Here is a 26,869-nt window from a genome sequence, read left to right on the forward strand (position 1 = left end):
CCCTTCTATCTTGGTCTTCCAAAACCATAAAAGTGTGATTTCCAATATTTTGAATTTATTGATGTGTATTGAATTGGATCTCCTGCGTGAATCATCATTCCGTTACCTGCGTATATTCCTACATGAGATATTGGAGTTCCACTGTTATATGTTGAGTGGAAAAATATAATATCTCCAGGTTGAGCTTCACTTGGACTTACTGGATTACAATAGTCTTTGTATATTCTCCATGCAGTTGTTCTTGGCATTCTTTTTACACCAGACTTTGTAAATGACCAACATACAAATCCTGAGCAGTCAAAGTTAGATGGTCCACTTGCTCCAAACACATATCTTTTGCCTATATGTTTTTCTGCTTCATTAAATAAGGCTTTGGCAGTAGCTGAATCAAAAGCAAGACCAGGATTTCCAAAGTTTGGATTATCTACTATTTCTCCTAAGTCCCCACTACCTGATCCAAAAACATCTCCCATATTTCCTTTAGCTTCAAGAAGAGCTTCATAATGAACTACATTGTCTGGATAATCTTTAAATATTTCCCTAACAACTTCATCCATTTCTTTTTTCTTTAAAGTTACAATTAACTTTTTATATTCGTACTCTTCTTTTTCATAGCTAGTATAAGGATTGCCACGACTATCATATCTAGTTCTTGCTACTGTTCTTGTTCTAATCTCAATTTCTTCTTTAAAATCAAGCTTATACATCTTATCGAAAAGTTCTTTTAAAATTCCTTTTACTTCAGATGCTGATTTTACTTCTCCACATCTTGAAGTTATATAGGATAAAAGTTCATGGGTATTATGACCAATTTTTCCTTCTTTGTTTATGATATATTCGTCATATCCAGGATGACTTGTTTTTACACTTTCGATTTGTGATTGTAGGTCATATTCCATTGATGAAAATTCTTGATTAACTTCACTTAGAACTGTGTCTTGTGATAGGTATGTTGTTGTCATTACTGAGTTTACTGAATTGCTTAGTCCACTCATACCAACACTTCCACCACCAACCATGATTGATAGCATAAGACCTAGTCCTATTACTAAAAATAGAATTATCTTACTTTTTCTTACTATTAGTTCTTTAGAAGCCTTACCTAAACTTAAAATAGCTTTTTTAACCCTATCTACAAGTCTTGTTTCGTGCTTTTTAGCTATCATGCTTTTCATTTGTTTTCTTTGGTAAAACTTCTTAAATCTATTTTTCTTTATATAGGAGTCTGACTTTTTTAAATCTTCCAATCCACTTTTAAACTCCAACTTGCTTTTTCTCTTTCTTATTTTCTTATCAAGTTTAGATAGCTTTTTTAAGGACTTTTTCTTTTTATCTAGCTTATACTTCCTTATTCCATGCTGGAGTTTAGAGCTTACATTAGCGACTTTTTCTCCAGATTCTACACCAGTATTATCAGATCCTGAACTTAGATAATCTCTCACTAACTCTGATGACTTAGCTCCAGATAATAAAACCCCAGAAGATAGGCTTCCTTTAGTTTTATTCTTTAAGATATTATCCTTTAGCTTACTTTTAGACTTTTCAAGCTCTCCAATCTTTTTATCTGAGATAAAATCTTTAACATCTTGTGATTTCTTAGAATCTTTCGGTGTAGCTTTCTTAGATTCATTTTTTAAGTTATCAATTTTCTTTCGAGTGAATTTATCACTTTCATAATTTTTTCTCTTGTAGTAAGTCTTCTTTTTATTAACTTTCTTTTGTTCTGAAGTTTTAAGGCTTGTTTCTTTTTCATCTTTTATAAATTCTTGATTATTGTCTTTAAACTCAGGATTATCAAAAGTCTTATCTGTATCAACTCCGCTTAGCTTATTTTCTTTATCTATTTCATTAGAAATTTTTTCCTTATCCCTAAACTTCTTTTCTTGATAAAGCTTCTGCTTTTGCTTTTTATCGATACTAGTATTACTCTCGTTATTGCTTACTTCATCTTTAACAAGCTTATCTTTTCTATATACTCTCTTGCTTTTCTTTGCTTCGATAGGTTTATCTTCGCTTGTGTAGATTCGCTTAGACTCTTTCTCGTTGATTTTGTCTTGGAATTTATCCTTACTATGGATAAGTTTATCCTCATAATTTTTAAGAACTTGTCTTTTACTTGATGGCTTCTTATTGCTTATTACTTCAGAGTTAGCTGGAATATCATCTGTTGTTAATTTATTAGAATTAATATTTCTACTGTTTTCACTACCAAAATTCACCTTTTTGAAGTCTACATCTAACTCTTCATCAAGTTTAAAGCTTTCATCTGTCCTTATTTCAAGATTAGTTTGTTTTGTTTCTCCAGCCTTATCCTTATTATTTAAAACTTCTTTTCTGATTCTTTCCTTGTTTTTAGCCTTCTGAAAATCTTTTAGTTTATCTTGTTTTTGATCTTTAGCTAATATATTCTCATGGATAAGTTTAGATTCTTTTTCTGAAATTTTATCTCCGAACCTATCCTTAGTCTTAATAATCTTATTGGTATAATCATCTGAATGAACAAGTTTACTATCTATATTCTTTTCAGGAGCGTCCCTATTTCGGATAATTTTCTTTTGAAAATCTTTTTTTAGTTTTTTATCCATATCACACCTACTTAGCTTCTTCTGGTTTTGTTGTCATCAGCTTATATAGCATGGTGTCTTTAGGGAATTTATCTATAAAGGGAACAATGGTATTTCCAAAGAATAATAGTCCCTCACCTGCGTTTGAATTAGTAATATAGTTTAACTGATAAGGCGATATTTTTAATTTCTTAGCAAGAATATCCCTATCTCCAGATGCTTGATTTAACATTAGAACAAAGTCTGTATTATCAAAGATATTTTCAATTTCCTGACTTGTTAAAAGGTCTTTTACGTTTTGAGTTATACCTGTTGGAATACCGCCCCATTTTCTAAATCTTTTCCAGATTTCTACTGAATATGAAGCAGTTTGTGGGTCTTTTAATAAAAGATGGAACTCATCTATATAGTATCTAGTAGACTTGCTTCCTCTGTTTAGGGAAACCTTGTTCCAAACTTGGTCTTGAATTACAAGCATACCTATTTTTTTAAGTTGTGTTCCTAGCTCTTTTATATCAAAGCAAAGCAGTTGCCTATTTAGGTCAACATTTGACCTATTATTAAATACATTAAGACTTCCCTTAACATAAATTTCCATTTCTGTTGCGAGTTTTCTACCAACTCCCTCTTCTTGGGATAGGAGCATATCGTATAAATCTCCTAATATTGGCATATTTTCTGGTTTTGGGTCTTCAAAATATTTTTGGTATATCTTTGGTAAGCACCTATCTATAACAGATTTTTCTGCAGCAGTAAGACCAGATCCTCCTACCACGAGTTCAAGCATAGACATTATGAAGTTTGCCTTATCCTTTAAAGGTGCGTCCCCATCTCCATAGTTCATATTAATATCTAGTGGATTTAGATAGTCCTTTGACTTTGCTGAAACTTTAATAACTTCTCCATTAAATTGTTTTACAAGGTTTGAATACTCGCCTTCAGGATCACAAATAATTACATCATCATCTGTGACAAGAATTGCATTTGCCATCTCTCTCTTTGCTGAGAAAGATTTACCAGAACCTGGTGTACCTAATATTAATCCGTTAGGGTTCTTTAGTTTCTTCCTATCTGCCATTATCAAGTTTTGACTAAGGGCATTTAATCCATAGTACAAAGAATTTGCCGAATCAATAAATAGCTCTTCTGTTGTAAAAGGCATAAAAACTGCCGTTGATGATGAGGTTAAAAATCTTTTTATCTCGACTTGATTAACTCCTAAAGGTAAGGCAGAAACAAGTCCTTGTTCTTGTTGGTGAGATAATCTTTTTACCTGACAATTATGTCTATTTGCAATTGATGATATTTGAGCAATGGTGTTTTCTAATTTTTGATTAGTCCTAGCAAAATTCATCATTACTATGGTAACTACAAAGAGCCTTTCATCTCTATTTTGTAAGTCAGATAACATGGACTTAACATCAGCCCCAAAAGTATTTATATCTGATGGAATAATATCCATATCATATCCAGCACGAACTGCTTTCTTTTGTTCTTCAATTTTCATTCTGTCTAGGTCTGTGTTCTTTCTCTTAATAAGTTTTATAGCTTCTGCTTGTTCAACTACATCTATATGAAAAGCTACATAAATATTGTCATCAATATCTAAAAACTCAGATAACATTCTGTCTGATAACTCGCTTGCTAGTATTTGAAAATGACTTACTGCTCCAATGAATTTGCCAAATTTAAAATTATTTGCTGGTGCAAAATTAAAGATATTGGGAGTTATATGTGATTTTGTAGACTCTTTTTTCTTCAAATCTTTATATGAAAAATCAAAGTTTTTGTCTGGATTTAACATATCGTGAACAAGTCTTAGTATTTCTTCGCCATCAAGGCTCTCAGCTCTTACTCCCATAGATTTAAAGTTGGATAAAATATCTACTTCAAGTCTATTTAGCTTTGCCCTTGCTTGCTCTAGGTTATCGGCTTCTGTGGTGAAGGTTATATACTTCATCTTTTTAAGTCCGTTATTGCCCTTTGCAAGTTGAAGCTTTAACATCTCCCTAAACTCTTTTCTTACATCGTCATAGAAGTCTCCCTTATCAGCAATTTTAATTGCATCTTGTAGGTCTTTATTTCTTCCTAATTGATTTACATACGAAAGTTCAATGTGGACACTTGGATCAAAAGAATTTAAAAAGTTGGCAAATTGGTTAAAGATTAAATCTCTATCTTCTTCCAATGCCAACTGGTAATTTATATCTTGAAATGAAATTGTCTTTGAATAATTTTTTTCATCTAACTGGCAAATGCCCTCTGGTAACATTCTTATATAGGGAATTGTATCCTCAACAGTAAATCTCTTTTTCTCTTTATTTAAAATTACACTTAGAAGACTATTTGTTGGATCTTTCTTTGTTTTTAGCTTTCTTACTTCCTTTCGGTCTTTTTTTAATTGTTTTTCCCTTAGATTTAAGTCGCTGATTTGCTTTTTTCTTTGCTTCAAGGTATGCCTCCTTTCTTATTCTCTTAGTTGGTTGATAAAACTTATGAAGATAGAAAAATCTAAAATATTTTTCAAAAGTTAAAGTGTCTTTTTCATATAAGGTTATAAAAAAGATTGGTAGGGTTACTATTAGCATTACAATAATTGAAACATCATTAGGTAGATATTTCTTCATAAATAAATAGATTGGTATGCCAATTAGTCCTGCCACAGAAAAACCTATAAGTTGTCTTTTAGTTAAGTTAAAGGCAACCTTTGTTTTAATCTTGTCCAAATCTTTTGGTATTGGTACATACGCCATTTTAATCTCCCTCTACTTCTTCTTTAGAAAGTTCAAGTATATGGTCATAATTAGATGTTGTTTCCTCTTCTAGGTAGTTAATTCTTTCTTCTAATTCTTCTTGTTTTTCTTCATTTCTGTCATTGTATTCTCCTTGATACATAACAAATTCATTGTGACATCTTCCGAGTCTATTTATTCTCCTCTTTAAGTTTCTAATCTCTTCATTTCTTTTCTTCTCTTTTAAGATTTCATAAGTTCCTCCCAATAAAATTCCAAGTCCCAATAAAGCACAATTTTTCTTTTTTAACATTTATTCCTCCTAGTGCGTATTCATAATACTTTTTGCAACTGTTCCACTCTTAAACATCATAAGTCCAAGTAGTAGAGCATATCCTAATATACTAAACAAGCTTGCGTGAATATCTGTAATCTGTACCGTTCTTATTAAAACGGTGTAGATACCTAAACATATCATCAAAAACAAACCTTGTAGTCCCAAGGCAAAAAGTCCCTTGATATAATTTGTTCCAATCTGACCCCATTCTTTATTTCCCATAGTCGCAAATGGTATGGATGATACTGATGAGTAGACATATATTTCAAACATACGCCCATATACTATTAAGGTAATAGTTAAAGATATACATTGAATTGCAATCCTTACAAGGCTTGTTTCAACTAATATCATTAAAAGCTCACCTATTTCTTTTTCTTTTAATGTATCAACCATTGCAACTATCTGATCTCCTGAAACAGTGGCAGAAGTAGTAATTACCCCTGCCGCTTTGTTTACAAGATTTTGTGCCACATCAAAGACTGCCATTGAAAATTCAAAGGCATGGCTTGCAAGGTAGACTGCTATAAACATCTTTATAATGTATTTGAAAAACTCAAAAGTATCTGTATCGTGCATATTATTCTTTTGCATAACCATATTTATGAGTTCAATACATAAAACTGCTGTTATGATAAGACCTGCTATTGGAACAATCACATTATCATTAATGTTTTTTATGAAGTTGTATACTTCTCCATTCCAACCCATTGGTGTCTTCCCAACATCAGTTGCAATAACTCCTACCTTGTCATTTATATCTAAGAACATGGACTCAAGATTTGCTTTGATACCTCCGAGTAGCATATCCTTAAAAAATTCAGTTAGCTTGTCAAAGATACCAAACATAGACTTTCTCCTAATTTAAAACATTTGCAAGTAGTGGAATTAATTTAATACCGATTAGTACAATTCCTCCACCAGCCATAAGCTGCTTTATGCCTAATTAGAGATTGTAAAATACTTGTAGCGTGTCTGTATTTCCTATGAAATTGTAGTAAATATCAATTGTTTGGGTGATTTCTCCATTCACTACTTCTTTTTCGTGAACATAGATTTTTGAGATGAGTTCGTTTAAGGTTTCTTTGTCCAGCTTCTTTATATCCCTATGTTTTTTTATGAGTTCAATCCATTTTTTAACATTAATATCTTCAAGATCTTCTTTGACAATCAATTTTTGATTATCTTTTATTCTTTGATTTAGATAATCTTGTTCGTTTTGTGATTTTTCAAGAATTTTTTGGAAGTTACTTTCACTTATCTTATTGTCTAGCCAGTCATCATATAATCTTTCAATCTTTTTAGTTAAGTCTTCTACTCTTATTTGATCTTCGTAAATCTTATCCATAATAAATTTTTGTTCTTCTTCATTATCAATTTCTCGTGATTTTTCAAGTGCTTTTATGATTTCTTTTTCATCTTTTAATGCTATTTCTGCATTTTTTCTAATATCTTTAAGCACTATCTCATAAAGAGTATCGTAATAAATTCTATGTTGACTACATAATGACTTTCCGTATCTTCTATAAGTGTTACAAGTGAGTAACTTTTCTCTTTTCTTTGATTTGTTTCTTCCAAGATTTAAAGATTTTCCACAATCGGGGCATTTTACAATGCCTGCAAATATACTTTCTTCTCCATTTTTAAATGGTCTTCTCCTGCTCTTTAATTTTTCATTTGCTATATTATAAATATCTTCAGAAATAATTGGTTCGTGTGTATTTTCTACTATTATCCATTCCTCTTTAGGTTTATCGGATAACCAACCTACTTTGAATTTATAATTAACTTTTTGACTAGCAATATGACCAATATAAACTGGGTTTTCAATAATTTCTTTTAGGGTTGTGCAGTCCCACCAATACTCTCCACCATCTACGGTCATTTCTAACTTAGTTTTTTTATTTCTAAGTCCTTTTTTTCTATTCCACCAAGTAGGTGTAGGTATTTTTTCTTCAAAAAGCCTTCTTCTAATTGCTTGTACTCCATAACCACTAAAAGCAAGATCAAAAATTTTTTCAACAATCCATGAAGTTTCATCATCGATTACTAATTTATGTGGATCATCATTGTCTTTCCTATATCCTATTGGAGCAAGACAACCAATAAATTTTCCTTGCCTTGCCCTTGTCATATAGGCAGATTTCATCTTTTTAGAAACATCTCTTGAATAAAACTCGTTTAAAACATTTTTAAAAGGAACTATTTCGTTGTTTTCTTGAAAGGTATCTACTCCATCATTTAAAGCTATATATCTGACATTGTTCTTTGGGAAGAAATTTTCTGTATAGTATCCAGTCTGCAAATAGTTTCTTCCAAGTCTTGATAAGTCCTTAGTGATGACTATATCCACTTTCTTATTTTCAATATCTCTAATTAGTCTTTGAAATGAAGGTCTATTTGTATTTAATCCAGTATATCCATCATCTATATATACATCGTAAATACTCCAACCTCTTGATTTCACATAGTTTTCTAAAAGCTCCCTTTGGTTTTGTATGCTGGCACTCTCTCCTTTCTGCTCATCATCTTTAGATAGTCTGCAATAAATTGCAGCTTTGAATGAAAAGTGATTTGAATTTGTTTGTATCATTTCCTATTCCTCCTTATTTGAGTTTTCGGAAATAACACAACTTTCTCTAAAACTATTTTTATTATAGCACTCTTTTTTATTACTATCAATATTATATTTGTTATACTCAATTTCATTAGTCTTATTTAATTTGCTTGATTTTTTTATTAATCTTAGAAAAGCGTCTGTGTCTGTTCTTCTATTATCATAATTTCTTTTTACAATATATTTTGTTTGTCTTTTTGTCATAGCTTATCCTTTCATACAATAAAAAAAAGGCGATTAGATTTTTAATTTTCTAATCGCCTTTTAAGTGTCATATTTACATTTTTATTATCTCTGGCATACTTTGATACCTTTTTAGACTTAAAGTCTTTAATAGTGGCTTTCCACCTCTTTTTATCTATAGAGATTCTCCTACATCATAGTTCATTTTTTTATTTAAACTTTTCTGTGTTAGTTTTTCTTTATCTTCTTCATACCATTTTAAGATTGTCGCATAGTGGTTTTGATAGGTCTTTCCACTGCTTTTCATGTATCTTGATAGTTTATTTATCATTATGTCTGTGTGTGAATTTAGTTTTTCTTTAAGATTTTTATATTCTTCTTTGCTTAACCTTACATTTTTGAATTCTCCATAAAAAATGGGGGTGGAATGTTCTTCTCTCCCCTTATCTATACTAACCTTATCTAATCTACCCTTATCTATACTGGGTTGACCACTTGACAACCTTTGGTCAACCAAATGACAACCAACTTTTTCTTCTGAAATATATGCTCCATTTTCCGTTTGATAAAGCTGTTGTTTCTGCTCTATATACATTGTTGGCTTATATCTGTCTTTTCTAATATAGTTATTTATCTTCCAATGAGTAATGACGATAATTCCCTGATCAAAGACTATTACAAAGCCTTTGGCAATAAGTATTTTTAGGTCATCTTCATTAGCTCCGATAATTTTGATTATTTTCTTAGGATTATTTACAAAACCATCATCATCTGCTCGCATTGATAGATGAAAATACAGACATTGACTACTTAGTGGCATATCCAAAAATAAGTCGCTATCTACTATCTTTAGTGAAAACATTCTTTTATCTGCCATGCTCTCCTACCTTTCTTTAAATAAAAAAAGACGATAGTTTTTACTTCTACCGTCTTGCGTACATTTATTATGTTTTTAAAATTTATTTTAGTTCGTTTTCAATTTCTTCTATGGTTGGTAATGCTCCCTTTAAACTTTCAGGAATTAAGTTTTGTAGTTGATATTCTGAAATTCCAATAGGCTCTCTTGAGCTTTCAGAAGCATATTTTGCCAATACATTATCCTTTGTCTTACAGATTAAAAGACCTATTGTTTGATTATCTCTATCTCCCTTTAATATATGGTTTACAGATGTTACATAGGTTCCAAGTTGTCCTATATCCGCAGGTTTAAATGCGGAAATTTTAACCTCCACAACTACATAGCAATGTAGCTTAATGTTGTAGAATAACATATCAATAAATTCTTCTGAATTTCCAACTACAAGTCTATATTCTCTGCCCACGAACGAAAAACCTGTCCCTAGCTCCAATAAGAATTTTTGAATATTATCCATCAAAGCGTCTTTCAATTCTTTTTCATCATAATTTTGCCTTATAGCTATAAAGTCAAAATTATACGGATCTCTTGTCATTTCATTAGCTAAATCACTTTGTGTAGCAGGCAAATTATTTGTGAAATTTGTTATTGCTTTTCCTTGTCTCTCAAACAGATCTGTATCCAAGAAATTTAAAAGCACAGCTCTACTCCAGCTATTTTCTAATGTTTTAGATATAAAGAAAAATGCTTTATTCAAATTTCCCTCACATCTATCCATAATATATCTTTGATGTCCCCATGGGATACTAAAAATCATATTAAAATCTCCACCGACTTTAGATATTTGTAAATCGTCCACAAGCTGTGGACGATTTAATGGCGAATACATTTCATAAAATTTTTTCATATATTTTAAATTAGTAACAGAAAATCCTTTGACATTTGGAATTTCATTTTTTAAATCCGAACTTAATTTTTTATAGAATCCGCTACCCCATCTGCTTTCTGCCTTTAAGCTAATAATTTCTTCTCCTAAACTATAATAAAACTTTAGCATTTCAGAATTAACCGAAACTGCTGCTTTAAGTTGCCTGCTTGTATATGATTTTTTTATTTTCTCAAGCATTTTTATATATTCACTATCTCCTACAATAGCTAAATCTTTTTTATCCATTCTCATCACTCCAATCTGATTCTTTATTTTATTCTATTTCTTACACCAATGGTGGGAGTTTTAATATTTTTATCATAATCAGCTTACGGTAAACAAGCTCATTTTATCATTACACATTTAGTTTAATTAATGTGATTATACCAAAAATGTTAAATCTTTTCTATCTCTCCCTCTCTCTTTATCTATCTCTATATCTTTCTCTATCTCTTGTCGGACATGGGTTGGACTCATTAAGGACAATGTCCTCTATTTATTTTGTCTGTGAAAAATTCTTCTTTTAATTTTATCCAATAATATCTCTTGTTTATTGCCATTCTAATCCTCCTTGCAATAAAAAAAGAAGTAGATTTTTTTCTCTACTTCTCCTTATAATTTATATTTTATTTTTCCTTGTATTTTTTAATGACCTTTTCTACTTGTTCTTCAAGCTCTTCCCTGTCTGGTATATACAAAGTATATTTTGAAGCGAATATTTTATTTGATAAATTTCCTAAGGCATATTCTGCCTGTACTCCGTCCTTATCAGTACATAAGATTATTCCTATTGGTTCATTGTCCATCTCATCATTGACTTCTGCTTTATAATAATTGAGATACATATTGATTTGCCCAACTGCTTCCGGCATTAGCTTACTTGTTTTTAGTTCAATTAAGACATAAGACCTTAATATTTTATTGTAAAATACCATGTCCACATAATAGTGGGTGTTGCCGAGCGTTACTCGTTGCTGACTACCTACATACATAAAACCCTTGCCAAGTTCTAGCAAGAATTTTTCAATATGGTCTATGAGTGCCTTTTCTAAATCACTTTCCATCATTGGTTTTTCTTCTGGCAAGCCTAAAAATTCAAACACATAAGGGTCTTTTACAAGATCTGCTGCCTTATTTATTTCATTGCCCTTTAAGGCTAGGTCTAAGACTTTTTCTTTGTTTTCTTCTCCTGATGATAAGAGCAATCTTTCAAAAAGTGAAGTTTTAATTTGTCTTTTAAGTTCTCTCACTGACCAATTTGCATTTATACTTTCTTTTTCATAGAAGCTTCGCTTTTTCTCATCGCTGATAGATAAAAGCTCACAATAATGGGACCAGGTCAATTTAACAGACACTGTCTGTTGAATTTCATACTCTTGAAAAAATCTCCTCATAAATTGCAAGTTTGATACTGAAAATCCTCGCCCATATTCTTTAGTTAACCTCTTTGATAAATCTTTAAGAAGCTCTTTGCCATACTCTGCTCGTTCTGAATGACCTTGCTCATCTTCTACGATAATACGTCCAATCTCCCAGTAAGTTTGAACTAAAATATTATTGACTTCTCTTGCTACTTCATTTCTTGCCTTATCCATCAATGTTTTTATGCTATTAAAAACATCATCATGAACTCTATCTATGTTATTTTTCTTATTCATACAAGCACCTCTTTGACCTCTTAATTGCTTTAATTATATCATAAATATTGTGTTTATTCAATTTTATATCCTATCCGCCTTAATATTTCCCAGATTTTCGATAATCGAAATTCTTGATTTCCGATTTTCGGAATTCTGGACTTCTGCTTTTCGGAAGTCTTGTTATTATGGTTATTTAAGGGTGTAACTTTTCGTTACTACCTTAGATTTCTCTGGTCATATCTTTTTTGCTTGGTTTTACTTTTTCTTTTACTTTTCTTTTTACTTTCTCTTTTGTCTTATCCTTGTCCTTGGATAGGTCTTTGTATTTCTTTATTTGTTTTAGAATGCTTTCTTTTTCTTTTTTATTTTCTTTGGCTATGACTTGCTTAAAGGCATATTCCATTACTTTTATATCTTTGGCTTGGAAGAATACTTCATAATTTTTGCTTTCTTTATTTTTCATTACTGAAAAGCTTACTCCAAGTTTGTTTAGTTCTTTTTTTAAGTCTTTGAGGTCGCTTTGATCTATGCTTATGTTTTCTAGTTGTCCTTTTTTATATAGGTCTTTTAGTTTCATTTCATCGCCCATAAGACTTTTGATGTTTCCATTTGCTTTTTCTAAAGTTTCATTCATCTTTTTTCTTATTTCTTTTTCAAGATTGATTGTTTCTTTTGCTGCCTTTATTGTGTATGTTATTATGGTTTGTGCTGCTTGACCTACTTCTTTACTTATTTCTTCGTTTATCATGCTTTATCTCCTTTGTTTGAATTAAAAAAAGGGAAGTATAGGCTTTAATTTTTCTATACTTCCCTTGAATTGTTTTTATTTGGTTGTTCTTAGTGGTGGAATGCTTTATTTTGATGTTTTTATAGCTTACTTAGGTGTTTGTACCTTTTGTTGTTTTTCTGCTCTTATTTTGCTTTTCCACCTTTAGTAGTTTATGTGTGTTCTTTTGTCTGATAGATAGTTTTTCATGTTGGAATATATAATCTGTATTTCTTCATTGTTCATCGCTTTTATTTCTTCTGTGCTTTTATATGTTTTGTATGTTCCATCTTTATCTGCTTTTATGAGTTCATCTATTAGCTCTTGCCTTTTATTCATCTCTATTACCTCCTAGATCTGACTTTATTTTCTTGGTCATATTATAGCTTGGATAAGATATTTTTACCAGGTCTTATCTCTCTTGATTTTTGTAATAGTCTTTAGTCATTTGTCTTTTTTTATTAAACTTATCACTATCTTGCTTATACTCTTTTATCTTTTCTATGATACTTTCTTTTTCTCCTCTCTTAATCGCCTTGTCAATTTCTATTGATAGGTCAATACTATATTCTCTATTTACTACTTCTACTGCATATTTGATATGATTTATTTCCTTGTATCTTTCCCTTATCTTTTCTGACTCTGTATTTAATTTACTGATTTCATCTTCTAAGTTTTTAATTTCTCCTAACCATTCTTTTTCTCTTAAATTTTTCTTTCCACTGATTTTTTCAATTAAGTTTCTTGCCCTTATATGTTGGTCTATTTCCTTTTGATTATTCTTGTAGAAGCTTTCTTTGAATATTTTCTTGCTTTCATAGTCTTGGTAGGTTGCTTTTGTTTTTCTTACAGTCTTTGCATAGGCTAAACATTTGTTAAGGTCTTCTATCTTTTGACTGTTTTCTTTTATGGTCTTATATATTTCAGAGTTTTTACTTCTTAGAGTATTTATATGCCCTTGTAGGTCTGATATGGTTTTTATTTTGTTTTCTCTTAGATAATTTATTCCACTTGCATATCTTTTTAGATCATATATTGCTTTGTTTCTTTTCCCATAAAATGATAATCCAGCTCTATTATTTTCTTGCATTTCTTGATAGAAGCTTAAATATTCATAGAGGTTAAAGAGTCCTGATTCATTTTCTATTTGCTTTTTGCTTTGGTTTTTATATTCCTTGTATGATTCTTTTAGCTTATCTTTGAATTCTGCTAACCATGATGTTATTTTCTTTATTTCATCGCCTATGTTTTTTAATAGTTCATTCTGTTTTTTTATTTCACGATTTATATCTCCTTTTTCTGTTCTTATTCCTTTTCTTTCCATTGCACTAGCACTTGCTCCTAGATGTATTGTTGGTATTTGTTTTATGCCTTGTCTTTTAAAACTCCTATGGTCTACTCTTTTTTCTATCTTGTTTTTTGCTAGATATTCATTGCAAAGGTCTGAAAAATTTTCTCTCCATTTTTCTACATTGCCCTTATCGTTCCAGGTTGTTAGTTCTACTTTTCTTGTCTTAGGTTTTCCATTTTTGTTTAATACTTTTTCTCCTTTTTCATCTAGGATATATTCTTTTTTTGACTTTGCTAAGAACTCTCCTTTTTCGTTTATGGGTCGCATTATGGTCATTATATGACAATGGATATTTCCATTTTTATCTTGACTCTCACCATGAATTGCATAATCTACTATCATTCCTTGGGATGTTAGATTTTCTTTTATAAATCTTTCGACTAGGTTTTTATTTTCACTTAAAGTTAATTCTTTTGGTAGTCCTATTATGAATTGTCTTGCTAGTTGTGCATTAGAATTTTTTTCTGCCATTTCTACTTTATTCCATAAGGTCGACCTATCATTAAATTCTTTTGGTATATGATCAGGCAATATTATATTTTTTACTAATACTTTTTCTTTTCTTGTATAGTCATGGGTTACTCCGTCCCATTCATTTTTTATTTTTTCTCCACTTATATATGCTGCACTTGCTACTGCACTTTTGCCTTTTCCTCTTGATATTATGTTTACTGAAAAATGAAAACTGTCTGCCATTTTTATCACTTCCTTTCTTTCTTTGTTGTTTTAGGTGGAGGCTTAATAGATTTTTATATCCTCTTTGTGAATGAGCGTTTTGAAATGATAGAATAGAAAAATCCGACTACTGAATTAATTTTGTTGTTTCAGTATGTCGGCTTAATTGTTACTTTCATTTCAAATTTTAAAAGTCAAGGGCGAGCGTTAGCGAGTTTATTTACCCTTGACTTTTAAAAAGCGAATGGTTGTTGGTCGCTTCAGGGTTTGGTTCCGCAGGACGCAAGCACCCTTTTGGGTGTATAATTGCGCCCTTAGAAAATCTAAGGGATATTTAATTATTATATTTTCCCTAATTTTCTCTCATTATTTTTAGTGTTTCTTTGAATTCTTTTGTCTTTGTTGCTTCTTCTAGTAGGATTTTTATTTCTTCATCTGTTAGTTCCTCTGCATTTTCTATAAGGCTTTCTAAGATTGCTCCTCTTGTTATGAGCCTATGAGTTCTTTCTTTTCTTTTTTTCACTATGTCTTGTTTTAATATCTTTTTTTCTTGATTTTTTAGTTGCCTTAATCTTTCTTCTGTATCATCAATTTTATCTTTTATTTCTTTTGATTCTTGTCTTATTTGTTCTAATTTTTTCATATAAATCTCCTTTCTTGTATTAAAAAAGACGACTAGTTTTTACTTTTCTAATCGTCTTTTTTCTAAATGTTATACATTTCTATATTACATTTTAGTTTTACGTTTTCTATATATCTTTCCATGTAATCCCAATCTGGAATGTTATAACTTTTTGTTTATCTTTTTTATCATATTTTCCCACAAAGATAAAAGATGTAGGCTATTAGTAGATAAATTCTTCTGCCATTTTTATTTATATTATTAGAGCTCCACTCAATTTTAAAGCCCATTTCAGTGATTTTTTTCAAGCCTCTTGTAAATTATCAACCCTACATGATATGTGACTCAATTTTAGCATTTATTTTATCTCCTTATTATATTTTCCAATTTTCTACTTTACCCCTGATTCTCATAAAACTTCTATAGAGTCCCCCTTCTTCTATTAAATCTTTATGTTTTCCTCTTTGAACAATTTTCCCATTATCTAATACAAGTATTTGGTCTGCTTCCTCTATTGTTACAATTCTATGGGCAATAATAATTACAGTTTTTCCTTTACTTAAATTAGATATGGCTCTTTGTATTAAATATTCATTTTCTGGATCTATGCTAGATGTCGCTTCATCTAATATGATTATAGGAGCATCTTTTAGCATAGCCCTAGATATAGATATTCTCTGTTTTTCTCCTCCTGATAAGGCTTCACCACCTTCACCAACAATTGTCTTATATCCATTTGGTAATTTCATAATAAAGTCATGGCACTGAGCTTTTTTTGCTGCATTAATTACTTCTTCTTTACTAGCACTAGGCTTTCCAAATTTTATATTATTTTCGATTGTATCATTAAATAGATATACTTTTTGAAATACTGTGCTTATATTAGAAAGTAGACTGGATAAGGTTAAGTCCCTTATATCTACATCTCCAATTTTTATACTACCTTCCTTTACATCATAAAAACGTGAAATAAGATTACATATTGTCGTTTTACCTGAACCTGATGGGCCGACTATAGCTGTTATTGTTTTTTCTGGAATTTCAAAGGAAACATCTTTTATAATAGGCGTCTTATCGTATGAAAAACTTACTCTATCAAAGATAATATTATGATTTTTTAATGGCAAATCTTTTCCTTTTTCATCTAAAAAGTCTACACTCTCCATTTTGTCCAAATTATCCAATGTTTTATCCAAAATCTCTAACACATGGGTTGCCGAGTTTACATTTTCTACAGAAGCAAACATAATAAAGGAAAATATAAACACAGCAATCATAATAGGCATTTCTATTTGAGCCTTTATAGTCATAATTCCAGCAAATATAACAATTAAAATTGATGCTAGTTTCAACGAAAATAGATGTAAGCAGTTGAAGGGTGTGTACTGACTTTCAATTTTAATATTAGTCTGTTTGCTACTTAAAATAGCCTCATTAAAATTCTTAAGACTAGCATCATCTTTATTAAAAGCCCTAATTGTTGGAAGTCCCATTACAAGCTCCATTGTGGCTTCCACCAAATTATTTTGAGCTTTATGGTAAGGACTAGAGTTTTTTTCAGAAAACCTGCCAAGCAGGGCTAGGAATATATATGAAGTCAATACCCCCGAAACAGCTATTATCGCTAATTTCCAAGACAAAAAGGAGATACTAAGTATCATGACAGCTGCCATTATATAGCCATTAATCACAATATCTATCATTTTCATGGCATAATTTTCAAAAAAAGATAATTCCGTAGTCACAGCACTAGTAAGTTCTCCTGGGTTGTTTTCTTGAAAAAATCCAAGTGCTACTCTTTTTAGTATATCACCGATTTGAATTCTTTGGTCAGCGGTTACTTCATAGCCTATACTTTCTTGATTTACAGCCTTAAGGTAGGAGGTGGCATATCTACCCAGAACAAATATAATCATTAATATTGTAACTATAAGTATTTCTTTCTTCCCATAATTACCTTTATCAAAATAGTTCTTAAGAATGAGGTTGAATACGTATACCGATAACATAATAGGCATAGAAATAAAAACAGAATTTAAAAATGAATAGACAAAACCTTTTCTCATTCTTTTTTTATATTTTTTGGCCCATTTTAAAATTCTACCTGTAGTTTTAAACATAGCTCTCTCCTCCTGTATTAAAAACAGTAGACTTTGTTTTTGCCCCTATATGGGATAACCACATATCTTTATATAGGCTAGATCGTTTAAGAAGTTCGTCATGACTTCCTACGTCTAATATTTTCTTGTTGTTTAACAAAACTATTTTATTTGCATCTTTTACAGTAGACAATCGATGAGCTACTACTATCAATGTTTTGTTTTTTGTTAAAAGTTTAATTGCTTCTTGTATTTTTTCTTCATTGTCTGGATCTATAAATGCTGTAGCTTCATCAAGTAGGATTATAGGTGAATCCTTTAACATCATTCGAGCTATAGAAAGTCTTTGCCTTTGTCCTCCCGATAGTTTACTTCCAAGGCTTCCTACATTTGAATTGTATCCATCTTCAAGTTCCATAATAAAATCATGACAAGCGCAGATTTTTGACACCTCTATTACTTCTTCATCACTTGCATTAGAATTTCCCATTCGTATGTTTTCCATGATGCTTTCGTTAAATAAGAAGTTATCTTGAGATACATAGCCAAGCAAATCATTAAGCTGTTTCAAAGGTATATTTTTGATATTTTTCCCACCTATTGTTATTTCGCCTTTATCTATATCCCAATATCTTAAAATAAGTTTAACAATAGTGGATTTTCCTGATCCAGATGGTCCAACAATGGCTGTAAAAGAATTTGCAGCTATATCTAAGTTTATGTTATCTAAGACTGTATTTTCATCATCATAAGAAAAAGATACATCTTTAAATTTTATGTTCATTGTATCTACATCAACTTCTCTATCAGTGGAAATAAGGTTGGGTATTTGTAAAATTTCATTTATATCCTTTATTGCATATTCTATACTTTTTAACAGATTTACATAGTTTGTAAACTGTGTAAGAGGACTAACTATCCCTAGGGAAAGCATTAAGCATATGCAAAAGTCAGCTGGAGTTAAAGATCCTTTTAAATATAAAATCATTCCTACTGGTAAGGTCCCTAGAAATGTTGATGGTAACACAGAGCTTGCAAAATTCATAATATTCCATGTTGATTTAAACCAATTTAAAGTATGTTCCTTATATCCATTTACAGCGTCCTTATATTTCTGGTAGGATTGGCTATCCTGATTAAAGGTTTTTATTACTTCAATACCACTAATGTATTCTACAATCGTAGAATTCATGTATTTATTTGACTTCATCTGAGCCTCATAAAGTTCATTAAAGTTTCCCATGAGTTTTTTATATGCAATTAGAGCCAATGGAACCGTAAGAAGCATCGCCAGTGTCATTTCCCAGCTTATGAATAACATGAAGATTGCAATAGCCACTGATAAAAATAAAGCAGATATACATTCTGGTATGATATGGGCGAGAGGCAGTTCAATTGTTTCAACCCTATCTACAATAATCGACTTATACTCTCCTATTGTCTTTTTTGACGCATTTCCCATAGAAATATTAAGTAATTTTTCACCTAATCTTTCTCGAATACTTCTTAAAATTGTATAAGCAGATATATGTGATAATGATGTTGATATTCCATGGCAAATATACCTTACTGCATAGGATATGATTGCAATAGCTCCATAATATACGACACATTCTATATTTGCCTTCTGCTCCATAAATGCTACAATTAGCCTATATACCGCCCAATAAGGTATGATACTAGAAAACACACCAATAATTGCCATAATTACTGACAAAATTAACTTATCTTTGCAATTCGATGCAAATTCAAAAATTGTTTTTATCCAATTATTATTCAACAGAACCACCATCCTATTCTATTTATTAATACTTCTATATTGTTTCACCATGTCACTGGTCCTACTTTATTTTTAATATATTTTAATATATTATAAATAATATTAAATTATACTTTTATAGCCTTTTATATTTGATTATCACAAAAATAATCCTTTAATTTTTCATTTCCCTTATTGTTTAAAAAATAAGAATCCTTAATTTCTCCATCTTCCAGATGTATAACATAATCACAAGTTTCTAAAATCAGCTCATAATCATGAGTTACAATAATTTTAGTTACATCGTCTGAAAGTTCCTTTACAAAATTTGAAAACTCAAGCATATTGTCCCTATCAAGTCCTGAAGTAGGCTCATCAAAGATTAAAATTTCCCTTTTAGAGACTAATGCTGTAATTATAGCAAGTCTTTGTTTTTCTCCTCCTGATAAAGTCATAGGATGGGAATCAAATTTACTCTTTAAATTAAATTTATCCAATATTTCATTTATCTTACTATCATCAATTTTATCAGTTGAAATTCGTATCTCCTCATTTACGCTTTCCGTAAATAGTTGATGATTAACGTCTTGCATTACTAAAAATGACTTTTTAAGCATTTCTTTATTTGTATGTGTTTTCCCATCAATCACAGTTTTTCCATTAAACTTTCTTTCTAAACCGCATAGACACCTTGAAAAAGTGGTTTTTCCTGAGCCATTATTGCCAATTATTGCAATTGTATGATTTTTTGGAATTACACATTTTTTTATATTTAGAATTTGTTTATCTTTATAATGAGAAAAAAAATAGTTTTCTATGCTTATAAAATTTTTCCCAACTGCAATTTTATTTTTGTTTTCTTTACACATTGTAATATTTCTTGTTCTTAATCCTAATGCCCCATAATCAGATTCATCAATATTATTAAAGGAAATAGCTGAATAAGTTTTTTTAACCTCTCCATTTTCTAAAAAAATTACTTCATCTATCAAATCCATCAAATAATAAATTCTATGCTCGGCTATAATTATTGTTTTATTTTGTTTTTTCCAATATTTGATAATTTCACTTAGTTTTTTTATAGCACATTTATCTAGATTAGACGAAGGCTCATCCATTACAATAATATCTGGATTGCTTACTGCTAGTGAAGCACATGCTATTAACTGTTTTTCTCCTCCTGATAAATTAAATATATCTTTATCTAATAGGTGGTCTATTTTGAGTTTGGCAATTACATTTTCTAAATTTTTACATATTGTTTTTTTATCAACTCCTTGATTTTCTAAGTTAAATACTAATTCACTAGTTGTATCTATATTGTAAAACTGGCTTCTGGGATTTTGAAATACAGTACCTACTTTTTTTGATAATTCATACATAGGAATATTCTCAATATTTTCGCCATATATTTTACATTCCCCATGAAGATCGCCTTTATAAAAAATAGGAATTAAGCGATTTATAGTTCTTATAATTGAAGTTTTCCCGCAACCACTTTTTCCGCACAAAAGGTAAACTTTTCCTTTTTCAAAATCTAAATTGATATTTTTGATAGCATCTACTTTATCATTTTGGTATTTGAAACTTACATCATCTAACTTAATCATAGCTTCACCTTATCAAAGAAATAAATAGCCCAACATAATATACAGGAAGTTATAAAGACGACATCTAAAAACTTAATCTTTATATCAAAATAATTAGTTCTTTTTATTGGATTATCAATTCCACGAGTCAATGAAGCTGCTATTAACTCATCACCTATTGTAATAGTTGATACTATAAATGGAATAATTCTATACTCAAACATTTTTACTGGACCATTTTTCCATGAAATAGCTCTCATAATCATCGCATCTTGGATATAAGAATATTCTTCTTTCATTGTTGGGAACATACGTAATAGCACAGAAAGTGGTATAATTAAAATTTTAGGAGTTTTTAATTTCTCCATGGCTAAAATAAATTCACTGACCTTTGTTGTAACAAATAAATAATATGCCATTATAAAACCTGGTAACATATGCGTAAATATTCCTACCATAGCACCTAATATGAAATTTAATGTTCCTTTAATATTATTACTTAAATTTACATCTATAAAAAATAGCAGACCATATAAAAAAAGTAACTTTACAAAAAGTGTTACCTTACCATCAATAAATAGCAAGACTATGGGGGTCAGTGACAAAAATATTCTCACATAGAACATATTGCCCTGAGTCCCTCCACTAACTAAAATGGTACTAATAGTAAGCACCAATAAAATTTTTGTCCTTGGATCTAATTGAAATATTTTTTTTTGATTGATATTCATAATTTTATTTTATTCCAATTCTCATGAAATGTTTCTTAAATATGCGCACACCTAATTTTGCTCCGATGAGTCCTGAAATGAAAGTAATAATAATTATAACTGGTAATGTCCATGTTGGGGTTAGAGACATTAAAGTATCTACATAATCTTTTCCATAAGTTTCTAATTGAGAAGCAAAAAAATTTGTTCTATCTATATACATTCTTAAGCTAAACCCTACACTCCATAAGGAAAAAATTGCATAGCCCAATATTGTTCTTTTTAAATCTTTATATCCTCCTGATTTCATAACTAAATCAGCCAATAGACCAAAAACAATCCCCAATAAAAGTACAATTACCCCACTCCCCATAAAGGAAAATACTAATCCTGATAAAACTCCCATTAATGATACCATTCCAAATTTATCTACTTTTGAAATATATAAGATACATGGTATTGCGCCAAATATAGCCATTACTCCTCCTAAGAAAGGAATCATGATTGGTAAATATCCCAACATCATAGACGCAAATATTACTACTAAATATAAAGCAGTAAATATTCCAACTGTCATTAAATCTTTAACTTGTAATTTTTTATTCATTTTTTTTCAATCCTTTCACAATAATAAATTTAACCCGATTTTTCAGAATGGTTTAAATCAAAGAGCTTATAGCATGCTTTCTCTAAACCATCAATTCTTCTTTCCCTCAAATTTGTTTCAATCGTATATCCCAATACATGTGAAAATATCGTTGAAACAAAATAAAATATCGCTCCACTTCTTAATGCAAAGACTGATTTTAATGCTATGCACTCTGCACCAGATAAATCTGCACGGATAATTAAGTTGTCTAAAAATCTGTAGATTAAATAATATCCATATACTGTAAGTACCGCAGATATAACAGAAAAAACTATGGAGAAAACCCCAAGATATTTTATCCTCTACATAAGCAAATAGTTTTTATAAATCTTCATAATCATCTCCCCTTTCTTTAATATCCCTTTTAGATATAAGTTCGCTTAGTTGATAATAAATATCATTGCGTTTTTATTATACATCAGTTATAATTACTTATACAATAGTTTTGAATTAATAAGACTAAATGGAATATTGTCTAAAAGGGATAGGTGTGTTATGACTTATTATGATTTTGTAAAAGAATATATGAAAGTAGATGAATGTAAAAATAATAAGAAATACTCAAGTGCAGGGCATACATTTTGTTGGAGTAGAGAAGATTTAACTTATGCAGAAGGGCTTTATTGGTTCTATGAAGGCGATGGTTTTATTATTGGTATACATGATTTTTATATCAGTGAAGAAGTAGTTCAAAACAATACTTATAGTATGTCGGACTATGTTTCTATATACACTAGCTACATAGTAAGTGCAAACGGTGAAAAATTTAATCCTTATCAAACACTTACTGCAAACTCCTTATGTACTTTTGATTTTGATAATATAAAAGACGACTTTATGTTTTTATTACACGAAAATTCGAATTATCTTTCTGTTTCTATAGGCTTTAAAAAAGAGCTTTTGGAAAACCACCTATCAGCCATTAATATTGATCCGGAATCATTTTATAGGGCTTTACTTCAAACTAATCAAATAATACTTACAAAGTCTTTAGAAAAAGTGGCAATGGAAATATTAAATTGTAAGATGGATGCTCCAGCCGCTGATTTTTTCTTTAAAGCCAAAGCAAATGAATGGGTAAGTATAGTAATAGATACCTACTTAAATAGGAAAAAATATAAAATTGAGTCTGATGATAATAAAGCACTCGAAGATGTAGCCAGATTTTTAGACGATCATTTCGCCATGAATGTAAATCAAGAAACCCTTGAAAAAATATCTACAATGAGCGGGACTAAATTAAAAAATCTATTCAAAGAAAAATATGGTCAAAGCATTACAGAATATACTCAAAGAAAAAGAATGAACGTGGCTGAGACTCTTCTCTTAAATACCGAACTTCCTATAAAAGAAATAGCTCAATCTGTTGGATACACATCCCATAGCAAATTTTCCATTTATTACAAAAGATACAAGGGAAAACTTCCTAGTGAAGTTCGTAATTTGACTTGCGACCACCACAATTTAAATTGTGATTGCAGTGATTAAACTAATTTTTTTATACGCCTTTATCTTATATGAATTTGCATGTATAGATATTTGTATAGGAATGGTTCTTGTCTTGTTTTTAAGATATGCTCACATTCATTAGATTGAAGTTTCTTTCGTTTATATTTCACTCTAACCCATCTTCATACAACTGTTCATGGCTTCTATCTATTTCTGATAATTGGTTCTTTTTAAGCTACAGCCCCTTAAAATAAATAGCCAAGAAGTTGAATTGAACATTACAAGTTATGAATTTTTAGTTAAACCAAAACGGTCAGTAAATATGCCAAAATTAGGCTCACGAAAAAGAAGATTATAATTTTTGCAATCTGACTTTTCGCATTAAATCCAAAATTATCATACCCCTTAGCACCAACCGTCTCTGGGTAAACTTTAGTCGGCAATTTTAACTTGGTAAGCATGAGATAATCAAAAAAGATAATATCAAAAAGCTTATATCCTTCAAATAGTATTAAAAATCTAACAAAGGCTTGCTGAAAAGTTAAACTAAATTTTACTGTATCAACAATTGCCCAGACTAGGACGGCTGCAATGGTTAGCAATCCAAGTATCATGATAAGTCCGCCGATTATATTGACCCAAATCGGTTTATCTGGCAACTTACTCATCATAACTTTGATATCATCAGGTGCGCCGAAATGCTTCGAGCCAAATTTTGGTATAATAAGTATAAAATTCATCATCATAATTGATGCTGTTAAGCAGATGATTGTTAACATACCAAGTGTTTTCATCAATTTAGTTCACCTCCTCTCTTGAAGTATAAACCATTTCGTAAATGGGAGCAATTTTTCTTAGTTGTGTCAACTAAATTCGTATAAATTTTCTTGCTAGTATTAGTGCTATACTTTTTTACAATTTATATAGTTGTTTAAAATCTATAATCACAGATGTCTTCTTGTCAATGTAATTATACACATACAGGTCATGTATTAGGAAGTTTTGTAAATTCTCAAATAAATTACTCACAAAACTTTGGATTCCAATCTAAAAGATATTTACAAAATCATTGACAAGATATAAAAACACCCTATATAAAGATTACAATTCTAAAATTGTAAGTAAGCTATCACAAATTATACATTATTTCAATAAAATTTTAGAAACCTTTATTAAGATTTTCTTTGATCCCTTGTAAATCAAGTGTAAAGAACTATAAGAATTTAAATCTCTTTTTCAAATTCATCTTCAAAACTAATAATATCATTAGGAGTGCAAGATAGAGCCTTACATATTCTTTCTAAATTCTTAAATGTAATTGGTTTATCTTTGCCCATTTGTGCCATAACATTTGTTGTAAGTCCTGCCATAGCTATTACATCTGTTTTCTTTAATCCTTTTTTTGCTAATTGTATCCATAATGGTTTATAGTTAAGTGCCATAATATCCCTCTTTTTCTCTCTATTAGATTTATTTAATTATAGCATAAATATTGATTTCATTCAATCTTACATTGATTTAGTGATTTGTTTTAGAGAATTTGTTGTGTTATTCCGTCCTTATTTTGCCATAAATTGCTTAATACCTTGAGATTTAGCACCAGGGTTATCATTACCATAACCTTCCATTAAGTTAATAACTCCCCATGCACCTAAACCTGCACCAATTGCAGTTACAAGTGTCTTTAAAACTCCAACTCCAGCTGTAAAAAATTCCATATTATTCCTCCTCGTTTTCTTTCTTATTTTCTATTTTATTTAGTGATTTAACTATAAAATTCTTGTAGACCTTATCTCCTTTTTTATTTTCTTTGAAATATCCAAAGACATGGATTAGATCTCCTTTTTCAAATTCTTTTACAATTTCTACCTTTTCTCCATATACTGAGCAATTTGTATATTCTTTGCCCTTGCCATAATTTTTTACAAGAGCAAAATTTGCTACTTGAACACTTTCTCCATCTTTTTCAAATTCTGAAAATTCAGCTTCCTTAACTAAATTTGCATTAATATTTATCATTTCTCTATCCATTAATTTCTTCTCCTTAATCTATAAATTTCAATTAAAAAAGCGACTGAAAAGTTAATTCCAACCGCTAAATGCCTTATATATTAAATTGTTTTAAGTGGGACTTCTTATCCTTATCATTTTAACCTCCTAATTTTGAGTATAAAAAAAGACGATAGAGTTTTTAATTTCTATCGCCTATTAATACCTTCTTTCTAATCTTCTAAAATCGATACTTCAAGATCTATCGCTTTAAATTTAACATTTATTCCTACTTCTTCTTTTACTGTTTTTTCAAATAGATCAGCTATATCATATGGGGACATATCATATATATCTTCATACCATTCATTGTTTTCATCGTACATTGTCTCACATATTGCTTCAATATAATTTTTCTTATCCCTTGTGAGTTCCGTATCACTTTCTAGAATAAACTGCTCACCATTTATATTTAATATAATTAAAGATGATTTTCTATTTTCACACATTTTACTTTCTCCATAAACTCAAATGTTTAACCTATTTATTTTATAACTTGATTTTAACTTTACCTTATCTCTATTTGTTAGATACTCTTCCACATCAAACAAGTTCTTCTTATCATAATCTTCTAACAACTTGTAATTCTTATGCTTTGTAATATCAAATTTATCAGACAAGAAAGGTCTTACTCCTCTCAGCTGGTATATACACTTTCCACCATCCATTACAGTTATTTCATCTTGGCTCATAAGTTCCTTTCCAGTCTTTTGGTAATTTAGACCAAAAGATTTTTGATTTGATCTTGTTTCTGATGTGTTATATAGGTCTATGGTTTCTTTTCCTAAGGTTTCTGATAATTCTTTTACTGTTGTTTTTTCTTTTCCTCCTAAAAAGAGTGTGGAGTCACAGTTACCAACTATTGTATCTGCATGGTCTTTGTAAATTGCTTTTAATTGAGATTGTGCTTGCAGTATTATGCTTGCTGATATTTCTCTTGAACGAATTGTTGCTATTAATTTTTCAAATTTAGGAATTAAGCCAATATTTGCAAACTCATCAAGTAGACACCTAACATGAACTGGAAGTCTTCCACCATACACATCATCTGCCTTATCACATAGTAAATTAAATAATTGGGAATACATTATTGAGACTACAAAGTTAAAAGTATCATCAGTATCTGATATTATTACAAATAAAGCAGTTTTTCTATCTCCAATTTTATCGAGTTCTAATTCATCTTCGCTCATTAGTTCTCTAAGCTCTCTTATATCAAAAGGTGCAAGTCTTGCTCCACAAGATATTAGAATTGACTTGGCAGTTTTTCCTGTAACAACTTGTCAAGGACTTT

Annotated in this window: 26 protein-coding genes and 1 pseudogene; 1 reads left to right on the plus strand and 26 read right to left on the minus strand. The window is 30.1% G+C overall.

Annotation, left to right across the window (positions count from 1 at the left end):
• Positions 1-5: 5 nt before the first annotated feature.
• From HGAG_RS07340 to HGAG_RS07440, 20 genes are all read right to left on the minus strand, one after another.
• The gene (locus HGAG_RS07340) at positions 6-2,585 is read right to left on the minus strand and encodes a C40 family peptidase (RefSeq protein ID WP_019118545.1); all 2,580 of its coding nucleotides are present in this window, start codon (positions 2,583-2,585) and stop codon (positions 6-8) included.
• 7 nt (positions 2,586-2,592) lie between these two features.
• Complete coding sequence (locus HGAG_RS07345) at positions 2,593-4,995, minus strand: VirB4-like conjugal transfer ATPase, CD1110 family (protein WP_407648126.1); 2,403 nt, start codon at positions 4,993-4,995, stop codon at positions 2,593-2,595.
• Positions 4,907-5,317 carry a PrgI family protein gene (locus tag HGAG_RS07350; RefSeq protein WP_004812226.1) on the minus strand — a complete coding sequence of 137 codons (411 nt, stop codon included), beginning with the start codon at positions 5,315-5,317 and terminating at the stop codon, positions 4,907-4,909. Before HGAG_RS07350 ends, HGAG_RS07345 begins: the two co-directional genes overlap by 89 nt.
• Before the next feature lies 1 nt (position 5,318).
• Positions 5,319-5,609, minus strand: coding sequence for a hypothetical protein (locus HGAG_RS07355; RefSeq protein ID WP_000914151.1), 291 nt, complete (start codon positions 5,607-5,609; stop codon positions 5,319-5,321).
• Positions 5,610-5,618: 9 nt separating this feature from the next.
• Positions 5,619-6,482 carry a VirB6/TrbL-like conjugal transfer protein, CD1112 family gene (locus tag HGAG_RS07360; protein ID WP_000466917.1) on the minus strand — a complete coding sequence of 288 codons (864 nt, stop codon included), beginning with the start codon at positions 6,480-6,482 and terminating at the stop codon, positions 5,619-5,621.
• Positions 6,483-6,492: 10 nt separating this feature from the next.
• Positions 6,493-6,573: a Maff2 family mobile element protein gene (locus HGAG_RS11380; protein ID WP_425277032.1), complete on the minus strand. Its 81-nt coding sequence runs from the start codon at positions 6,571-6,573 to the stop codon at positions 6,493-6,495.
• A 6-nt stretch (positions 6,574-6,579) separates the two neighbouring features.
• A complete protein-coding gene (locus HGAG_RS07365; RefSeq protein WP_019118547.1) occupies positions 6,580-8,226 on the minus strand; it encodes a recombinase family protein in 1,647 nt (548 codons plus the stop codon).
• Positions 8,227-8,229: 3 nt separating this feature from the next.
• The gene (locus tag HGAG_RS07370; RefSeq protein ID WP_004825731.1) at positions 8,230-8,454 is read right to left on the minus strand and encodes a hypothetical protein; all 225 of its coding nucleotides are present in this window, start codon (positions 8,452-8,454) and stop codon (positions 8,230-8,232) included.
• Between the two features lie 154 nt (positions 8,455-8,608).
• Entirely contained in the window at positions 8,609-9,310 is a 702-nt protein-coding gene (locus tag HGAG_RS07375) for a hypothetical protein (RefSeq protein ID WP_019118548.1), read from the minus strand.
• 82 nt (positions 9,311-9,392) lie between these two features.
• Complete coding sequence (locus tag HGAG_RS07380) at positions 9,393-10,463, minus strand: PDDEXK nuclease domain-containing protein (RefSeq protein WP_019118549.1); 1,071 nt, start codon at positions 10,461-10,463, stop codon at positions 9,393-9,395.
• Between the two features lie 380 nt (positions 10,464-10,843).
• Entirely contained in the window at positions 10,844-11,875 is a 1,032-nt protein-coding gene (locus HGAG_RS07395; RefSeq protein ID WP_004829661.1) for a PDDEXK nuclease domain-containing protein, read from the minus strand.
• Between the two features lie 202 nt (positions 11,876-12,077).
• Positions 12,078-12,605, minus strand: coding sequence for a PcfB family protein (locus HGAG_RS07400; RefSeq protein WP_019118551.1), 528 nt, complete (start codon positions 12,603-12,605; stop codon positions 12,078-12,080).
• Between the two features lie 183 nt (positions 12,606-12,788).
• Positions 12,789-12,962: a hypothetical protein gene (locus HGAG_RS11655; RefSeq protein ID WP_019118552.1), complete on the minus strand. Its 174-nt coding sequence runs from the start codon at positions 12,960-12,962 to the stop codon at positions 12,789-12,791.
• Positions 12,963-13,035: 73 nt separating this feature from the next.
• Positions 13,036-14,670 carry a MobQ family relaxase gene (mobQ, locus tag HGAG_RS07410; RefSeq protein ID WP_019118553.1) on the minus strand — a complete coding sequence of 545 codons (1,635 nt, stop codon included), beginning with the start codon at positions 14,668-14,670 and terminating at the stop codon, positions 13,036-13,038.
• A 331-nt stretch (positions 14,671-15,001) separates the two neighbouring features.
• Entirely contained in the window at positions 15,002-15,292 is a 291-nt protein-coding gene (locus HGAG_RS07415) for a DUF3847 domain-containing protein (protein WP_019118554.1), read from the minus strand.
• A 353-nt stretch (positions 15,293-15,645) separates the two neighbouring features.
• On the minus strand, positions 15,646-17,391 hold the full coding sequence (locus tag HGAG_RS07420; protein WP_019118555.1) for an ABC transporter ATP-binding protein: 1,746 nt from the start codon (positions 17,389-17,391) through the stop codon (positions 15,646-15,648).
• A complete protein-coding gene (locus HGAG_RS07425; protein WP_244263854.1) occupies positions 17,384-19,159 on the minus strand; it encodes an ABC transporter ATP-binding protein in 1,776 nt (591 codons plus the stop codon). Before HGAG_RS07425 ends, HGAG_RS07420 begins: the two co-directional genes overlap by 8 nt.
• A gap of 116 nt (positions 19,160-19,275) precedes the next feature.
• A complete protein-coding gene (locus tag HGAG_RS07430; RefSeq protein ID WP_019118557.1) occupies positions 19,276-20,739 on the minus strand; it encodes an ABC transporter ATP-binding protein in 1,464 nt (487 codons plus the stop codon).
• Positions 20,736-21,449, minus strand: coding sequence for an energy-coupling factor transporter transmembrane component T (locus HGAG_RS07435; RefSeq protein WP_019118558.1), 714 nt, complete (start codon positions 21,447-21,449; stop codon positions 20,736-20,738). The genes HGAG_RS07430 and HGAG_RS07435 overlap by 4 nt, the downstream gene beginning before the upstream one ends.
• A gap of 4 nt (positions 21,450-21,453) precedes the next feature.
• Positions 21,454-22,035 carry an MptD family putative ECF transporter S component gene (locus HGAG_RS07440; RefSeq protein WP_019118559.1) on the minus strand — a complete coding sequence of 194 codons (582 nt, stop codon included), beginning with the start codon at positions 22,033-22,035 and terminating at the stop codon, positions 21,454-21,456.
• 537 nt (positions 22,036-22,572) lie between these two features.
• Here HGAG_RS07440 and HGAG_RS07445 point away from each other — a divergent pair.
• Positions 22,573-23,565: a helix-turn-helix domain-containing protein gene (locus tag HGAG_RS07445; RefSeq protein ID WP_019118560.1), complete on the plus strand. Its 993-nt coding sequence runs from the start codon at positions 22,573-22,575 to the stop codon at positions 23,563-23,565.
• Between the two features lie 260 nt (positions 23,566-23,825).
• On the opposite strand, the gene HGAG_RS07450 is transcribed toward HGAG_RS07445, so the two are convergent.
• From HGAG_RS07450 to HGAG_RS07475, 6 genes and pseudogenes are all read right to left on the minus strand, one after another.
• Entirely contained in the window at positions 23,826-24,320 is a 495-nt protein-coding gene (locus HGAG_RS07450) for a hypothetical protein (RefSeq protein ID WP_019118561.1), read from the minus strand.
• 429 nt (positions 24,321-24,749) lie between these two features.
• Positions 24,750-24,968, minus strand: a complete 219-nt coding sequence (locus HGAG_RS07455) for a helix-turn-helix domain-containing protein (RefSeq protein WP_002839984.1) — start codon at positions 24,966-24,968, stop codon at positions 24,750-24,752.
• Between the two features lie 117 nt (positions 24,969-25,085).
• Positions 25,086-25,244 carry a Maff2 family mobile element protein gene (locus HGAG_RS10860; RefSeq protein WP_004825242.1) on the minus strand — a complete coding sequence of 53 codons (159 nt, stop codon included), beginning with the start codon at positions 25,242-25,244 and terminating at the stop codon, positions 25,086-25,088.
• Position 25,245: 1 nt separating this feature from the next.
• Entirely contained in the window at positions 25,246-25,557 is a 312-nt protein-coding gene (locus tag HGAG_RS07465) for a single-stranded DNA-binding protein (RefSeq protein ID WP_019118562.1), read from the minus strand.
• Positions 25,558-25,748: 191 nt separating this feature from the next.
• The gene (locus HGAG_RS07470) at positions 25,749-26,024 is read right to left on the minus strand and encodes a hypothetical protein (RefSeq protein ID WP_019118563.1); all 276 of its coding nucleotides are present in this window, start codon (positions 26,022-26,024) and stop codon (positions 25,749-25,751) included.
• 18 nt (positions 26,025-26,042) lie between these two features.
• Positions 26,043-26,858, minus strand: a pseudogene (locus tag HGAG_RS07475) (VirD4-like conjugal transfer protein, CD1115 family); the annotation flags it as partial.
• Positions 26,859-26,869: the final 11 nt, after the last annotated feature.

The organism is Anaerococcus obesiensis ph10 (genome assembly GCF_000311745.1).
GTDB lineage: Bacteria > Bacillota > Clostridia > Tissierellales > Peptoniphilaceae > Anaerococcus > Anaerococcus vaginalis.

Excerpts from the sequence above, each read along its gene's own strand:
- HGAG_RS07350 (WP_004812226.1), bottom strand. The coding sequence starts at position 5,317 with ATGGCGTATGTACCAATACCAAAAGATTTGGACAAGATTAAAACAAAG.
- HGAG_RS07445 (WP_019118560.1), top strand. The coding sequence starts at position 22,573 with ATGACTTATTATGATTTTGTAAAAGAATATATGAAAGTAGATGAATGT.
- HGAG_RS07380 (WP_019118549.1), bottom strand. The coding sequence starts at position 10,463 with ATGGATAAAAAAGATTTAGCTATTGTAGGAGATAGTGAATATATAAAA.
- HGAG_RS07465 (WP_019118562.1), bottom strand. The coding sequence starts at position 25,557 with ATGGATAGAGAAATGATAAATATTAATGCAAATTTAGTTAAGGAAGCT.
- HGAG_RS07355 (WP_000914151.1), bottom strand. The coding sequence starts at position 5,609 with ATGTTAAAAAAGAAAAATTGTGCTTTATTGGGACTTGGAATTTTATTG.
- HGAG_RS07340 (WP_019118545.1), bottom strand. The coding sequence starts at position 2,585 with ATGGATAAAAAACTAAAAAAAGATTTTCAAAAGAAAATTATCCGAAAT.
- HGAG_RS07435 (WP_019118558.1), bottom strand. The coding sequence starts at position 21,449 with ATGAATATCAATCAAAAAAAAATATTTCAATTAGATCCAAGGACAAAA.
- HGAG_RS07450 (WP_019118561.1), bottom strand. The coding sequence starts at position 24,320 with ATGAAAACACTTGGTATGTTAACAATCATCTGCTTAACAGCATCAATT.
- mobQ (WP_019118553.1), bottom strand. The coding sequence starts at position 14,670 with ATGGCAGACAGTTTTCATTTTTCAGTAAACATAATATCAAGAGGAAAA.
- HGAG_RS07415 (WP_019118554.1), bottom strand. The coding sequence starts at position 15,292 with ATGAAAAAATTAGAACAAATAAGACAAGAATCAAAAGAAATAAAAGAT.
- HGAG_RS10860 (WP_004825242.1), bottom strand. The coding sequence starts at position 25,244 with ATGGAATTTTTTACAGCTGGAGTTGGAGTTTTAAAGACACTTGTAACT.
- HGAG_RS07440 (WP_019118559.1), bottom strand. The coding sequence starts at position 22,035 with ATGAATAAAAAATTACAAGTTAAAGATTTAATGACAGTTGGAATATTT.
- HGAG_RS07430 (WP_019118557.1), bottom strand. The coding sequence starts at position 20,739 with ATGATTAAGTTAGATGATGTAAGTTTCAAATACCAAAATGATAAAGTA.
- HGAG_RS07370 (WP_004825731.1), bottom strand. The coding sequence starts at position 8,454 with ATGACAAAAAGACAAACAAAATATATTGTAAAAAGAAATTATGATAAT.
- HGAG_RS07375 (WP_019118548.1), bottom strand. The coding sequence starts at position 9,310 with ATGGCAGATAAAAGAATGTTTTCACTAAAGATAGTAGATAGCGACTTA.
- HGAG_RS07400 (WP_019118551.1), bottom strand. The coding sequence starts at position 12,605 with ATGATAAACGAAGAAATAAGTAAAGAAGTAGGTCAAGCAGCACAAACC.
- HGAG_RS07420 (WP_019118555.1), bottom strand. The coding sequence starts at position 17,391 with ATGTTTAAAACTACAGGTAGAATTTTAAAATGGGCCAAAAAATATAAA.
- HGAG_RS11655 (WP_019118552.1), bottom strand. The coding sequence starts at position 12,962 with ATGAATAAAAGGCAAGAGCTAATAGATGAACTCATAAAAGCAGATAAA.
- HGAG_RS07455 (WP_002839984.1), bottom strand. The coding sequence starts at position 24,968 with ATGGCACTTAACTATAAACCATTATGGATACAATTAGCAAAAAAAGGA.
- HGAG_RS07365 (WP_019118547.1), bottom strand. The coding sequence starts at position 8,226 with ATGATACAAACAAATTCAAATCACTTTTCATTCAAAGCTGCAATTTAT.
- HGAG_RS07395 (WP_004829661.1), bottom strand. The coding sequence starts at position 11,875 with ATGAATAAGAAAAATAACATAGATAGAGTTCATGATGATGTTTTTAAT.
- HGAG_RS07360 (WP_000466917.1), bottom strand. The coding sequence starts at position 6,482 with ATGTTTGGTATCTTTGACAAGCTAACTGAATTTTTTAAGGATATGCTA.
- HGAG_RS07470 (WP_019118563.1), bottom strand. The coding sequence starts at position 26,024 with ATGTGTGAAAATAGAAAATCATCTTTAATTATATTAAATATAAATGGT.